This window comes from Mesorhizobium sp. J428 (genome assembly GCF_024699925.1).
Taxonomy (GTDB): Bacteria; Pseudomonadota; Alphaproteobacteria; order Rhizobiales; family Rhizobiaceae; genus Mesorhizobium_A.
On the sequence record NZ_JAJOMX010000001.1, the window covers coordinates 4,650,160 to 4,663,968 of the forward strand.

Sequence of the window (13,809 nt, forward strand, 5' to 3'; positions counted from 1 at the left end):
TTCGATCCTAGTCCGGTCGGGTCAGACGTTCGATCGACGACACGATGATCGGCCAATCCCGCGGGTTGAGCTCGTGGCCGGCTTGCTCGAGCGCCACGAGTTTCGCGTTCGGCAGGGCATCCGCCAAGCGCTCGGCATGCTGGAAGGACAGGATCGGATCGTGACGGCCGTGTATGACGAGCGCTGGAACCGTGATCCGGCCAAGCATTCCGCGCCAGGCATCGCCGCCCACAAGCATCGAATGATTCATCGCCGACTGCGGATTTCGGGCGCGGTCGTATTCACGCTCGGCCAGCGAACGTGCCGCTTCGCGATCGAAGGCGGCGTCCGCGCCGGGGCTGATGCGATAGTTCTCGACCTGGAAGTCGACAACCGCGTCGCGATCGCTCCAGTCGAGATCGGCCATCTTCTCGTAATGCGCCATCAGCGCCGGGTCCATGTCCGGCAGGCTTGGATCGTCCTCGTCGAAGCGCGAGGAGCTGATGGCGGTGAGCGTGAGAACACGCCCCGGCTGCTTCAACGCCGCGAGCTGGCCGATCATCGCGCCCAGCGACACGCCGACGAGATGCGCGCGTTCGATGCCATAGGCGTCGAGGATGGCAAGGGCGTCGTCGGCCATGTCATCCATCGAATAGTCGATATTTCCCGGCACGCCGGTGGTCGACTGTCCGGTGTCACGGTTGTCGTAGCGGATGACGAAGCGGCCTGTGGCGGCAAGCGCTTCGCACAGGTCTTCCGGCCACCACAGCTTCGACACCGTGGCGCCCATGATCATCAGAATGGCCGGATCCGCCGCATCGCCGAAGGCTCCCGTCGAGAATTCCAGCCCGCCGTGTCGGACGGTCTTGATCGTTTCCATGCGTCTATCTCTTCGCCGAGCTGAACATCAGCCGGCCGGCGCCTTCGAGGCGGGGCTGGACGTGGTGGTAGCTGGCAATGGTGGGGTGGGGCGTCTCTGGCGCATGCGCATGGGTGGCGGTGACGACGAGCACCCGCATTCCGGCTGCCTCCGCGGCCGCGATGCCGGCGGCGGCGTCCTCGAAGACGAGGCAGTCGTGCGGGGCCTGGCCCAGACGTTCTGCCGCCAGAAGAAAACAGTCGGGCGCGGGCTTGCCGTTGGAAACATCCTCTCCGCTGACCATCGTGGCAGGCACCGGCAGGCCGGCGGCCTCCAGCCGGCGCAGTGCGAGGCGGCGCGGCGCCGAGGTAACGATCGCCCAGCGGTCGGCGGGGAGCGCGGCGAGAAAGGCTTCCGCGCCGGCGATGGAGACGACGCCCTCCACGTCGTCGATCTCCGCCTGCGCCAGCGCTGTGGCCTCGGCGACGATGTCCATTCCGGGGATGTTCAGCTGCCGGATCGTCTCGCTCGCCCGCCTCCCATGGATTGTCGGCAGGAAAGACGGCACATCGACGCCGTGCCGCATCGCCCAGGCCGACCAGACGCGCTCGGCGGCGGCGATGGAGTTGAGGATCGTGCCGTCCATGTCGAACAGGAAGGCGCCGAAGCTCTCGTCCGGGAAGGGCAGGTTCGTCATACGCGCAATCTCTCGTTTGTCGGGTCCCAAAGGGGCTCGTCCTTCTGCACGATCGCCCGGAACCGGTCACCGAAAATCTCGACCTCGACCGCCGTGCCCGGCTCCGTGAGGTCCGCGCGCAACATGCCCAGCGCCAGCGATTTGTCGACCCGGTGCCCCCAGCCTCCCGACAGCGTCTCGCCGACGATGGCGCCGTCATGCCAGAGCGTCGACATATAGGGCGCGTCGCAGGGGCCGGGATTCTCGATCACGAGCGTGACGAAGCGCCTCGTCACGCCCTGCTGCTTCTCGTTGAGAAGCGCCGCCTTGCCTTTGAAGTCCGGTTTGTCCCACCTGACGAAGCGTTCGAGCCCACCCTGGAGGACCGAATAGTCGGTCGACAGGTCCTGCTTCCAGGCGCGGTAGCCCTTCTCGAGCCGGAGCGAATCCAGCGCGAACATGCCGAAGGGCTTCAGGCCGTGCGCCTGCCCGGCCTGCCAGACGGCGTCGAAGACGGCCGCCGTCTCCTCGACCTTGGTGTGCAACTCCCAGCCGAGCTCGCCGGCGAAGGAGACGCGCACGAGCTGGAGCCACTGGCCGGCGATCTGGCAGGACTGGTGGGTGAGCCAGGGTTTCGTGAGGTCCGCGTCGGTGACCTTCGAGAGGATGTCGCGTGCGCGGGGGCCGGTGAGGATTTGACAAGTGAAATCTTCGGTCGCGTCTTTCAGAGCAATTTGAGCGCCTTGTGGCAGGTGACTTGCAAGCCACTCGAAGTCGTGCAGCTGCGCGACGGCGGCGGTGATCAGGAAGAAGAAGTCTTCCGCCAGCGCCATGATCGACATTTCGGTGACGATGCGGCCCTTGTCGTCGGCGAAATAGCCTAGGCCGATGCGGCCGGGCTTCGGCACGACGCCGGTGATCAGGCCCGACAGCCACTCGCGGGCGCCTTCGCCCTGCACCCGGAAGCGTGAGAAGCCGGGCAGGTCGAGGATGCCGGCGGCGTCGCGCACGGCGAGGCATTCCTCGCGGATGCGCTTCTGCCAGGGTCCGTCACGGTCGAAGGTCTGGGTTGCTTCCTCCGACGTGTCGTCGCCGGGCTTCGCATACCAGGTGGCGCGCTCCCAGCCATTGTAGGGCGCGAACTGGGCGCCGAGGGCGGCGATGCGGTCGTGGATTGGCGAGAGTTTTCTGTTGCGGCCGTCCGGCCAGGCATGGCGGGGGAAGGAGATGGCGTATTCGTGGCCGTAGATCTCCAGCCCCTTGGCGACGGCGTAATCGGGGTCCGCCGCGAATTGGGTGAAGCGGCGCGGGTCGCAGGACCACATGTCCCATTCGGTCGCGCCTTCGATCACCCATTCGGCGAGCACCTTTCCGGCACCGCCCGCCTGCGCGATGCCGAAGGTGAAGACGCAGGCCTCATAGGCGTTCGGCACGCCCGGCATCGGCCCGATCAGCGGGTTACCGTCGGGCGCATAAGGGATCGGGCCGTTGATGACCTTGGACAGGCCGGCCGTGCCGAGGATCGGGACGCGCGCGATGGCGTCGTTCAGATACCATTCGAGCCGCTCCAGATCGTCGGGGAAGAGCTGGAAGGAGAAATCGTCCGGCATCCGGTCGTCGGGCGTGGCCCAGTGGGCGCGGCAGTTGCGCTCGTAGGGGCCGAGATTCATGCCGGCCTTCTCTTGGCGCAGGTAATAGGACGTGTCGACGTCGCGCAGCAGCGGCAGCTTGTGGCCGACCTCCTTCGTCCAGGCGGCGAGCTCGGGGATCTCCTCGAACAGGATATACTGATGGCTCATCACCATCATCGGGATGTCGCGGCCGAACATCTTGCCGACCTCGGCGGCACGGTAGCCGGCAGCGTTGACGACCTTCTCGCAGCGGATGTCGCCCTTCGGCGTCGAGACGATCCATTCGTCGCCGTCGCGTCGGACGGCCGTCACCGGGCAGAAGCGCTCGATCCGGGCTCCCATGTCGCGCGCGCCCTTGGCGAGCGCCTGCGTAAGCTGTGCGGGATCGATGTCGCCGTCATTCGGGTCGTAGAGCGCGCCCTCGAGGTCATGCAGTTCGATAAAGGGATATTTCGACTTGATCTCGTTCGGGCCGATCACGTCGATCGCCATGCCCTGGTAGCGGCCCATGCCCTTGGCACGCTGGAACTCGCGCATCCGCTCCTTGCCGTGGGCGAGCCGGAGCGAGCCCGTGACGTGGTAGTTCATCGGATAGCCGACGGCTTCGGCCAGCCCGCGATAAAGCTCGGCCGAGTAGCGCTGCATGTTCATCAGCGACCAGGACGACGAGAAGGTCGGCACGTTGCCGGCGGCATGCCAGGTCGAGCCCGAGGTAAGTTCATTCTTTTCCAAAAGCACGCAGTCGGTCCAGCCGGCTTTCGCGAGGTGATAGAGCGAGGACACGCCCACCGCGCCGCCGCCGATGATGACCACGCGGGCCTGGGTGGGGAAATCAGCCAAGACGATCCTCCTCAATACACCGGCGGGCTTACCACCCAGATGACGACGGCGGGCACCGTGCCCGGGTTGCGCCAGCGGAAGGGCTTTTCGCGGAAGCGGAAGGAATCGCCCTCGCGCAGGGCGTGCCAGACGCCGTCGATCTCGATCTCGAAACGGCCCGACACCAGATAGCCGGCCTCCTCGGTGGCGCGCAGCGACGGCTTGTCGAGGGCGGCACCGGGCGCGAACTCCGAGCGCAGGATCTCGAAACTGCCGCCGAGGTCGGGCGAGAGAAGTTCCTCCACGAGGCCGGTGTCGCTCGAGCCCAGCCGGCGGCGGCCGACCGCGCGCACGATTACGCCGCGCTCGGCCTCCGGCCCATCGTCATTGGCGAAGAACAGACTGAGCGGCACGCCGTAGACCGTGGCCAGCGCACGCAGATCGGCAATCGCGGGCGAGGAGATGCCGCGCTCGACCTGGCTGACCCAGCCGAGCGAACGGCCGAGGCGGGCGGCGAGCTCCGCCAGCGTCATGCCGCGCGCCTTGCGCAGCGCCCTGAGATCCGAGGCGAGATGCCTGATCCTCGGTGGCTGGGGAGGCCGTGAAATATGGTTCATGATTTTCATCATTGCCGATGGCATGAAAAAATCAAGCCGGATTTCACTGCTGGCACAGGGGTTGCGGTCGGCTGTGCCTCGTGCGAATTGCAGGGACGCCTGCCCGCCGCGAGTGGGCCGGAAACGAGTCGAAGGGCCACCCGATGGCAGCACCGCAACTGAAACCGGAGTTTGTCGACGAGAGTGCGATCGTCGACGCGGCGATCATGTCGCGTAAGTCGGTGCGCGCCTTTCTCCCAGACATGGTGGACGAGCAGACGATCCGCGACATCCTTACCGTCGCCTCGCGCGCGCCCTCCGGCACCAACATGCAGCCGTGGAAGGTCTATGTCGTCACCGGCGAGAAGCTGAAGGCGGTGTCCGAGGCCGTGCTCAACTCCGGCATCCGTGCCGAGAAGATCGCCTGGGACGAATACAAATACTATCCGGACAAGTTCTTCGAGCCGTATTACGCGCGGCGCCGCGCCGTCGGCTTCGCGCTCTATGACGCGCTCGGCATCCCCAAGCGCGACGTCAACCAGATGCGCGCCCAGCACGACCGCAACTTCGTCTTCTTCGACGCGCCGATGGGGCTGATCTTCACCATCGACCGGCGGCTGAACCAGGGCTCGTGGATCGACCACGGCATGTTCCTGCAGTCGATCATGATCGCGGCGCGGGGCAGGGGCCTGCACACCTGCCCGCAGGCGGCGTTTGCGCCCTATCACAAGCAGATCCGGCCTGTGCTTGGCATTCCAGACGAAGAGATCCTCACCTGCGGCATGGCGATCGGCTACGAGGACACCTCGAAGCCGGAGAACAATTTCAGCACCGAACGCGCCTCGCTGGACGAGTTCGTCACCTTCGTGAAGTGAAGAACGGAAGCCTCAGGCTTCCTCGAGTGGTCCCGGGCTGCGGCGCAGGCGCTCGATGTCGCGGCGCGGCGGGGCGCCGAACAGGCGGCTGTATTCGCGGCTGAACTGGGACGGACTGTCATAGCCGACGCGGTGGCCAGCGGTTGCCGCATCGAGCCCGTCGCCAAGGATCAGCCGCCGCGCCTCCTGCAGCCGCAACTGCTTCTGGTAGTTGAGCGGGCTGACGCCCGTGACCTCCTTGAAGTGGAAATGCAGCGAGGACAGGCTCATGCGGGCCTCCTGCGCCAGCGCCTCGGCGCTGAAGGAGACGGCGTAGTTGCTCCTGAGCCAGGCGATGGCGCGGTTGATCTGGCGCATCCGGCTGTCGCCGATGGCGATCTGGCGCAGTTTTGCCGACTGCGGCCCGCGCAGCAGGCGATACAGGATCTCGCGCTCGGCCAGCGGCGCGAGCATCGCGATGTCGTCCGGGGAGGCGAGCAGCGAGACCAGCCGCATGAAGGCGCCGGCCAGCTCCGGCGTGGTGCGGGCGAGCGCCATGCCGCACTCGCAGCGCCGCTCCTCGGTCTCAGGCAGGCGCATGTCGAGGATGAGCTCCGCGAGCATCGCCGGATCGATGTCGAGGCGGACGCAGAGATAGGGCTCTTCTTCGGTAGCGGTGACGACTTGGCCGACGATCGGCACGTCGACCGAGACGGTGAGATAGTTGTCGGCGTCGTAGACGAAGACCTGATCGCCCATCATCACCCGCTTGCTCCCCTGCGCGATGATGCAGACCGACGGCTGGTGCACGCCGTGGAGCGGCTCCGTCGGCGCGGACTTCCTGATCAGGGTGAGGCGCGGGATCGCGGTCTGGTGGATGCCGTCTGTTGTGGCAAATCGGGCAATCTCAGAGGCAAGTGCGTTTCGCATGGGTCCGCTGCCTTTCGGTGGAACAGGCTGGTTGTACCTGTTTATATAGCATCTGAACTGACATCCAGCTAGCGACTTCGATCGCGACAGGAAAGGCTTGTCAGGCCAGACTTGGAGGATCGTGCAATCATTTGCGACGATCGGTCTACCGCCCGAGAGCCCTGTCGATGCATTTTGCACTGGCCCGATCGGGGCAGACGCAAACGGAAGGAGCCTCCCATGCAGCAGATATCCTCAAACGCATTCATCGGACGGTTCGTGGCTCCTTCCTGGGCGGTGGTTCGCGGCGCTCTTGCGGGCCTGCGCCGCCGGCGCGCTCCGCGCAGGTCGATGAATGGATAGGTCCGATTTCTCCCGGCTGCTGCCGGGATTTGCCGTCGCGGCTGCGATGTTCGCGGTCGCGGCGCTCGCCACTCCAGAAACGATTGACGTCGACAGGTCCAATACAGGAAGCATTCTGATGCAGGCTGACAAGGTCAAACCAGCCACCCACACCTATGCCGGCATGTGGGTCACGGCCAATCGCAACATCCGGCACGAATTGCTGCCGAACGGGCGCTATGTCGAAGCCCGCGGCAGCCGCGAAAAGGCATATCAGGGCCGCTACTGGATCATTGGCGACCATATCGAATATGTCGATGACACCGGCTTCACCGCCAATGGCGACTTCCGCGACGGCGTGCTCTACCACGCCGGGATGGTGATGACCCGAGAGCGGTAGACCGTTCGCCTCTAGCGTATCGCGGCCGTCAGGGCGTTCAGCCCCGCGCGCAGTCGTGCGGGGTCGTCCAGCAGCACCTCGACTTTCCGGTGGGCCTCGATCCAGATCGGCAACGCCTCGGCGAGGCGGTCGCGTCCGGCGTCGGTCAGCGCGAGCATGCGACCGCGGCGGTCGTCCGGGTCGGCCTGCGTGGCGACCAGCCCGCGCTTCTCAAGCGTTTTCAACGCTGCAGTCAGCGTGGTGCGGTCCATGCCGAGCAGGGTGGCCACCTCGCGCATGCGCACGGGGCCGGGCCGGTTCATCGACATCAGCATCGAGAACTGGCCGTTGGTGAGGCCAGCCGGCCGCAGCGCCTCGTCGAAGCGTCGCGCAAGGACCCGAGCGGCGCGCTGCGCGTGCAGGCACAGGCACGTGTCGCGCACGTGCAGTGTCATGAGGATGTCAGGAGGGGCTGGCGTTGCTGTCGACATGGCCCAATTACGTTGATACCAACATAATTGTCCAGCGCCTTCGAACGAGGCAGAATGCCCGGGCGCTGCGGAGCTGGAGGAGATTGGACATGTCGCGCGTGCTCGTTCTGGTCGGGACAAAGAAAGGCGCCTTCATCGCGGAGAGCGACGGAGAGCGCAGGCAGTGGAGCCTGCGCGGACCCTACTGCAACCACTGGCCGATCCATCATTTCATCGCCGACCCCGCGACGGGCGCGCTGCATGGCGCGGGCGGCAATGCGTGGTTCGGGCCGGCGGTTTGGACCACGCGCGACCTCGGCGAGACCTGGACGCATTCGAGCCAGGGGCTGGCCTACGAGGCCGGGAAGGACCCGGTCGCTGCCGTGTGGAGCATCGCGCCGCGCGAGGGCGAGCTGTTCGCCGGTGTCGAGCCGGCGGGACTGTTCCGCAGCGCGGACGGCGGCGAGACATTCGAGCATCTCGAAGGATTGCAGGACCATCCGACCCGGCCTGAATGGAACCCGGGCGGGGCGGGGCTGATCCTGCATTCGATCGTGCTCGACCCGGAGCACCCGGAGCGGATCTGGATCGGCATCTCGTCGGCCGGCGTGTTCTACACCGAGGACGGCGGCAGGACCTGGGAGCCGCGCAACAAGGGCACGCGGGCGGATTTCTTCCCCGAAGGACAGAACTATCCCGAATTCGGCCAGTGCGTGCACAATCTCGTCAAGGCGCCTGGCGGCGGCGACCGGCTCTACCAGCAGAATCATTGCGGCATGTATCGTTCGGAGGACGGCGGCATCGTCTGGGAGAGCATCGAGGACGGTCTGCCGTCGAGCTTCGGCTTCCCGGCCGGCGCGCATCCGCGCGACCCCGACACGCTGTTCCTGATCCCGCTCAACGGAGCGGAGGAGGGACGCTACGTGCCCGACGCGAAGGCGGCCGTCTGGCGGACGCGCGATGGCGGGCGAACGTGGCAGGATCTGCGCGAAGGCCTGCCGCAGGAGAACGCTTATTTCGGCGTGCTGCGCCAGGCGATGACGACCGATCGACTAGAGCCGGCGGGCGTCTATTTCGGCACCGGATCGGGAACCTGTACGCCAGCGCCGACGAGGGCGAGAGCTGGACGGCGATCGCCGACCACCTGCCGACCATCTCGTCCGTCGAGACCTATGTGATCGACTGATGGGCGAAGGCTCTGCCGGCAATCCGGTCATAGTGCGCCTTCAGGGCGTGATGGTTGACCTTTTCCCCGGCTCGACGCGGCGCGTCGAGATGTCGGCGCGGACGGTGGACGAGATGATCGACGAACTCGACCGCCGCTGGCCCGGCATGGCCGACCGCATCCGCGACACGCGGCCGGCGATCCGCAGGCACATGAACGTGTTCGTGGACGGCGAGCGGGCGAATCTGGACACGAAGCTGCCGCCGGGAACGGAGGTGTTCGTGTTCACGGCGATCAGCGGGGGGTGAGAAGCCTCCTCTCTAGCGAGGTCATGTCATTGCAATCCACTTTGTCGTTTCCAGAAGATTGACTACTTCACCTTTCTTTGCATCATTAAAGTAAATTTTTAAAACTCTTGGGAAACGTTCAAAGTATGAATTTTGCGGAGCAATATATCCAAGCCGAGCGTGTTTTGCTTGGGTCATCAAGCGGGCTGAGCGAAAAATGGCTGCAAGATCTGATTGCGAAGGATCCGAGCATCCTGGGGTTGGGCGAACTTGAGCTTCGGCAAAAAGAACGAATTCAGCCAAAAGCCGGGCGGCTTGATCTATTGCTCCAAGATGCTGATTCTAAGCGCCGCTATGAAGTCGAGATTCAGTTGGGCTCCACGGACGAAACGCACATCATTCGTACCATAGAGTATTGGGATATAGAAAGAAAACGCTATCCGCAGTATGATCACTGTGCGGTAATAATAGCTGAGGATATTACAAGTCGATTCTTAAACGTAATTTCATTGTTCAATGGTGCAATCCCTCTCATTGCAATTCAAGTCCAAGCATTTCGTGTCGGCGGTCACTTTACGGTGATGTTTACCCGTGTTGTTGACGAGCTTTCCAGAGGTCTTGTTGACGAGGACGAGGATGCCGAGGCGCAACCCGCCGATCGAAGTTATTGGGAGAATAGAGCATCAAAAATTACGATCGGCGCAATAGATTCGCTCTTGAATTATGCAAAAGAGATAGATGGGGTTTTGTCTCTAAGATACAATAAATACTATATTGGCATCACTAAATCTGACCAAGCGTTTAATTTCATATCATTTAGGCCGAAGAAGAATTTCCTGAGACTTGAAGTCAAATTACCCAAGTCTCAAGATGTAGATGATCACATAGATCAAGCAGGTTTTGATGTGATGGACTACGATTCGAGATGGAGTCTATATCGTATCCGGTTAAAGCCTGATGAGGTTCAGACAAAAGCTACGGCAATTCGACACCTGATCAGGCTCGCATATGAGCGTTGGGCAGCCTAAAGCCACGCTATGATATGCTACCGCACCTCGTATCCGACCTCCGCCGCCGCATGGCACAGCGTTGTCCAGAACGACCGCGCGAAGGAGCGGAAGATGTAGAGGTCGAAGCTGTCGGCGCCGGTGCGCTGGATCTGGGTGAAGACGTCGTGGTGTGTGGTCGAGCGGCCGGCGTGGAGTGGGAAGGCGGGGAGCGCGAAGTCGATCGGGTAGAGCTTTGCCAGCACCCATTCGGCCCTCGGGCCGGCCACGCGCAGCGCGGTGCGGCCGTGCGAGAGGCCGGTGACCGTGCCGAGGGCGATCGGGATCGCCTTCACAAGCTCCGCTTCGATGCCTTCGATCTGCGTCACGACCAGAAACTTGCCCGGGGCGAAGCCGAAGGCGGCCTTGTGCTCGGTTGCGATGCCGCCGCCGGCGCCGTCCGGCAATTTCAGGCCGGTGACGGAGCGGATGGCATCGATCACCGCCTTTTCCTCGCCCGGCCAGGCAGCGACCTGCACGATCGAGCCGGGCTTCGTTTCGGAAAGCGTCACGCCGGGCGCGCCTCCCGCGACGTTATGACGGCCGGGTTTCCAGGCGGACCCGAGAGGGGAAAGCTGCTCAACCATGCATGCGTTTCCCTTCCGGATCGAACATATGGTGGTTCACGATCTCGACGGGGCCGAAGCGGTTGCGGAGCGGATCGGAGACATAGGCACGAGTGCCGTGGCGGGCCTTGCCGCCCTTCACCAGCGCCAGGCCGATATATTTGCCGAGCGAGGGCGAGAAGCACACGGCGGTGATGTGGCCAATCGAGTCGCGCAGGACGGTCGGGTCGTTGTGCTCGACCAGATGCGCGCCGCCGGCGAGCGGCCGCCCGTCGAGCGAGACGAGGCCGACGAGGCGGATGCGGTTTTCGTCCATCAGCCCTTCGCGGTCCATCATCGCGGAGCCGATGAACGGCTTCTTCTTCGACAGCATCCAGTCGAGATAGAGGTCGCGCGCGGTGGTGCGGCCGTCGATCTCGGCACCGGTGACGTGGCCCTTTTCAATGCGCATGGTGCCGAGCGCTTCCAGTCCGTAGGGCACCATGCCGAACGGCTTTCCGGCCTCGGTCAGCGCCTCCCACACCTCTCGGCCGTGACCGGCGCCCGAATAGACCTCGTAGGCCAGTTCGCCGGAAAAGGAGAGGCGGCAGATTATGACGGGGATGCCCGCAACCTGGCCGCGGACGATGCCCATGAAGGGCAGGGTGTCGTTGTCCACTTCGGTGCCGGTGACGACGGAAGCCAGGATGTCGCGGGCGCGCGGGCCGGCGATCGAGGCGCCTGCCCATTCGTCGGTGACGGAGGTCAGCGTCACCTTCAGGTCCGGCCAGTAGACGTCGAGGAAATATTCGAGGTTCTGCATGACCTTGCCGGCGTTGGCCGTCGTCGTGGTCATGAGAAAATCGTGTTCGGACAGCCGCCAGGTCGTGCCGTCGTCATAAGCGATACCGTCCTCGCGCAGCATCAGGCCGTAGCGGGCCTTGTTCACCGGCAGGGTGGAGAACAGGTTGGTGTAGACGCGGTCGAGGAATTCGGGCGCGTCCGGACCCTGGACCATGATCTTGCCGAGCGTCGACACGTCGACGATGCCGGCGGCGGAGCGCGTGGCCCTGGTCTCGCGGATATAGGCCTGCTCCACCGTCTCGCCCGGCGCGCCGTAGACCGCAGGGCGATGCCAGAGGCCGGCGGGATACATCTTGGCACCCTGTTCGACATGCCAGTCATGCATAGGCGTCAGGCGGTCAGGCTTCAAATCGCCGATGCGCTCGGCGCCGATGGCGCCGATGGAGACCGGCGAGAACGGGGCGCGGAAACGCGTCGTGCCGACTTCGGGGATCGGCTTGCCGCTGGCCTCAGCCATAATGGCGAGGCCCGGCACGTTCGAGGTCTTGCCCTGGTCGGTCGCCATGCCGAGCGTCGTGTAGCGCTTCAGGTGCTCGACGGCGACGAAGCCTTCGCGGTGGGCGAGGCGCACGTCGTCGGCGGTGACATCGTGCTGGAGGTCAACGAAGGCCTTGCCGCTCGCTCGGATTTCGAAGACGGGGGCAGGCGCGATGTCTAGGCCGAACCCGCCGGAGAAGTCGCCCGCGGCAGTGCCGACGGCTGTCCAGTCCTGCGCCGGCTTCGGCGGCAGGAAGGCCTGCAGCGTCGCGTCCCATTCGGCCTTGCCGGCGCCCGCCTGGCTGGCGAGATGGATCGCGGGCGACCAGCCACCGGAGACGGCCAGAAGGTCGGCGGAGACCACGCGCGGATCGCCCGAAAGCGCGCCGCTGGCCGCATCGAATCTCTGCACCTTGAAGCCCGACAGCGCCTTGCCGCCTTCGGTGCCGACGACAGCGTAACCGGTGAGCAGTTCGCCGCCGCAGTCGGCGGCGAGGCGGCGCGCTTCGTCCGAGATCGCCGCGCGCACGTCAACGATCGCGACGATCGCGGCCCCTGCCTCGCGCAGCAGCGCGGCATTGGCGTAGGCGCTGTCATTGTTGGCGAAGATCGCGATACGCTCGCCAGGCAGCACGCCGAAATCGGAAGCGAAACGCGCTGCCGCCGAGGCCAGCATGACGCCCGGCCGGTCATTGCCTGGGAACACGATCGGGCGTTCGAAGGCGCCGGTCGCGAGCACCACCTGTTTCGCTCGGATCACCCAGTGACGCTGGCGCGGTTCGCCCTTCGCCGCCTCACGCTTGTGGTCGGTCACCCGTTCGGTTGCCGCGATCGTGTTGCCGTCGTAATAGCCCCAGGCGGTGGTGCGCGGCAGGAGCCTGACGTTCGGCAATTCGCCGAGGCCCGATATGGTCTCTTCGACCCAGTCGGCCGCTGACTAGTACCTTCGATCCGTCCGCCCGACCAGCGTGCCGAGCCGCCCAGCAGCGGGTCGGTCTCGACCAGGATCATGCGGCCGCCGTCGCCCGCCGCATCGCGCGCTGCCTTCAGGCCCGCAGGCCCGGAGCCGACGACGAGCACGTCGCAGAAGGCGTTCATGCGCTCGTAGCGGGCGGTGTCCTTCGCCGTCCCGGCGCGGCCGAGGCCAGCTGCGCGGCGGATGAAGTGCTCGCAGAACATCCAGAACCGGGTGCCCCTTCAGCGGGCCGACCACCGGACCCATAAAGGTCTTGTAGTAGAAGCCGGCACCCAGCAGCTTGCCGCCCAACTGGTTGATTGCTCCGACGTCGAAGGAAAGCGACGGAAAGCGGTTCTGCGAGACGGCTTCGAGGCCTTCATAGATCTCGACCTGGGTGGCCGGAAGGTTCGGCTCGCGGATGGCGCCGCGGATCAGCGTCACCAGCGCATTGGGCTCGTCGACGCCGGCGGTCAGCACGCCGCGCGGACGATGGTATTTGAACGAGCGGCCGAAGACGGTAACGCCGTCGGCCATCAGCGCGGAGGCGAGCGTGTCGCCGGGATGACCGGTGTAGATGCGGCCGTCGAAGGAGAAGCGTATCGAGCGCGAACGGTCGACGCGGCTTGAGGCATTGGCGCGGCGTGGGCTCATTTCGCGCCTCCCGGCTTGCGGCGGCCGGCAGATTTCTTCTCGCCGTGATCGCGAGCGAAGGCGACGGACGAGATCGCGTGGGTGAGCGTGGAGCGCACCACCTTCAGATGCGCTCGGCAGCCGCCGGAATGCTGCCAGAATTCCTGATGGTCGCCCAGCGTGTTGACGCGATCATAGGTGTAGGCGTTCCATGCCGCCTGGTCGGTCGAGGTGAGATCGGGGCGGATGCGGTTGGCATCGCCCTGGTAGGTGAACTCTGAGAGATCGCGAGGGCCGCAATAGGGGCAGGTGATCAGCATGAC

General features: G+C 64.9%; 12 protein-coding genes and 2 pseudogenes. 5 read left to right on the forward strand and 9 right to left on the reverse strand.

Going from position 1 to position 13,809, the window contains the following annotated elements; translation table 11 throughout:
* Positions 1-7: 7 nt before the first annotated feature.
* Genes LRS09_RS23385 through LRS09_RS23400 form a run of 4 tightly spaced genes read right to left on the reverse strand, consistent with a single transcriptional unit; the run spans position 8 to position 4,581 of the window.
* Positions 8-859, reverse strand: a complete 852-nt coding sequence (locus LRS09_RS23385) for an alpha/beta fold hydrolase (RefSeq protein WP_257809406.1) — start codon at positions 857-859, stop codon at positions 8-10.
* A gap of 4 nt (positions 860-863) precedes the next feature.
* On the reverse strand, positions 864-1,535 hold the full coding sequence (locus tag LRS09_RS23390; RefSeq protein WP_257809407.1) for an HAD-IA family hydrolase: 672 nt from the start codon (positions 1,533-1,535) through the stop codon (positions 864-866).
* Positions 1,532-3,985 (reverse strand): FAD-dependent oxidoreductase, encoded by a 2,454-nt coding sequence (locus tag LRS09_RS23395; protein ID WP_257809408.1) that lies wholly within the window; start codon positions 3,983-3,985, stop codon positions 1,532-1,534. Before LRS09_RS23395 ends, LRS09_RS23390 begins: the two co-directional genes overlap by 4 nt.
* Before the next feature lie 11 nt (positions 3,986-3,996).
* Complete coding sequence (locus LRS09_RS23400; protein ID WP_257809409.1) at positions 3,997-4,581, reverse strand: helix-turn-helix domain-containing protein; 585 nt, start codon at positions 4,579-4,581, stop codon at positions 3,997-3,999.
* 143 nt (positions 4,582-4,724) lie between these two features.
* On the opposite strand from LRS09_RS23400, the gene LRS09_RS23405 reads away from it, so the two are divergent.
* The gene (locus LRS09_RS23405) at positions 4,725-5,435 is read left to right on the forward strand and encodes a nitroreductase (RefSeq protein ID WP_257809411.1); all 711 of its coding nucleotides are present in this window, start codon (positions 4,725-4,727) and stop codon (positions 5,433-5,435) included.
* A 12-nt stretch (positions 5,436-5,447) separates the two neighbouring features.
* Here the strand turns inward: LRS09_RS23405 and LRS09_RS23410 are convergent, their stop codons facing one another.
* On the reverse strand, positions 5,448-6,344 hold the full coding sequence (locus tag LRS09_RS23410; protein ID WP_257809412.1) for an AraC family transcriptional regulator: 897 nt from the start codon (positions 6,342-6,344) through the stop codon (positions 5,448-5,450).
* 460 nt (positions 6,345-6,804) lie between these two features.
* On the opposite strand from LRS09_RS23410, the gene LRS09_RS23415 reads away from it, so the two are divergent.
* Positions 6,805-7,065: an Atu4866 domain-containing protein gene (locus LRS09_RS23415; RefSeq protein ID WP_257810298.1), complete on the forward strand. Its 261-nt coding sequence runs from the start codon at positions 6,805-6,807 to the stop codon at positions 7,063-7,065.
* 11 nt (positions 7,066-7,076) lie between these two features.
* Here LRS09_RS23415 and LRS09_RS23420 read toward each other — a convergent pair whose 3' ends face one another.
* Positions 7,077-7,499: a MarR family winged helix-turn-helix transcriptional regulator gene (locus LRS09_RS23420; RefSeq protein WP_257809413.1), complete on the reverse strand. Its 423-nt coding sequence runs from the start codon at positions 7,497-7,499 to the stop codon at positions 7,077-7,079.
* 125 nt (positions 7,500-7,624) lie between these two features.
* Here LRS09_RS23420 and LRS09_RS23425 point away from each other — a divergent pair.
* The 3 genes and pseudogenes from LRS09_RS23425 (at position 7,625) to LRS09_RS23435 (ending at position 9,994) form a co-directional block, all read left to right on the forward strand.
* Positions 7,625-8,700 (forward strand): annotated as a pseudogene (locus LRS09_RS23425) (WD40/YVTN/BNR-like repeat-containing protein).
* The gene (locus tag LRS09_RS23430) at positions 8,700-8,987 is read left to right on the forward strand and encodes a MoaD/ThiS family protein (protein ID WP_257809414.1); all 288 of its coding nucleotides are present in this window, start codon (positions 8,700-8,702) and stop codon (positions 8,985-8,987) included. Before LRS09_RS23425 ends, LRS09_RS23430 begins: the two are co-directional and overlap by 1 nt.
* Positions 8,988-9,112: 125 nt before the next feature.
* Complete coding sequence (locus LRS09_RS23435) at positions 9,113-9,994, forward strand: hypothetical protein (RefSeq protein WP_257809415.1); 882 nt, start codon at positions 9,113-9,115, stop codon at positions 9,992-9,994.
* Between the two features lie 17 nt (positions 9,995-10,011).
* Here the strand turns inward: LRS09_RS23435 and soxG are convergent, their stop codons facing one another.
* The 3 genes and pseudogenes from soxG to LRS09_RS23450 form a co-directional block, all read right to left on the reverse strand.
* Entirely contained in the window at positions 10,012-10,599 is a 588-nt protein-coding gene (gene soxG / locus LRS09_RS23440; protein WP_257809416.1) for a sarcosine oxidase subunit gamma family protein, read from the reverse strand.
* A pseudogene (locus LRS09_RS23445) lies at positions 10,592-13,507 on the reverse strand (2Fe-2S iron-sulfur cluster-binding protein). Before LRS09_RS23445 ends, soxG begins: the two are co-directional and overlap by 8 nt.
* Positions 13,504-13,806 carry a sarcosine oxidase subunit delta gene (locus LRS09_RS23450; RefSeq protein WP_257809417.1) on the reverse strand — a complete coding sequence of 101 codons (303 nt, stop codon included), beginning with the start codon at positions 13,804-13,806 and terminating at the stop codon, positions 13,504-13,506. The pseudogene LRS09_RS23445 and the gene LRS09_RS23450 overlap by 4 nt, the downstream one beginning before the upstream one ends.
* Positions 13,807-13,809: the final 3 nt, after the last annotated feature.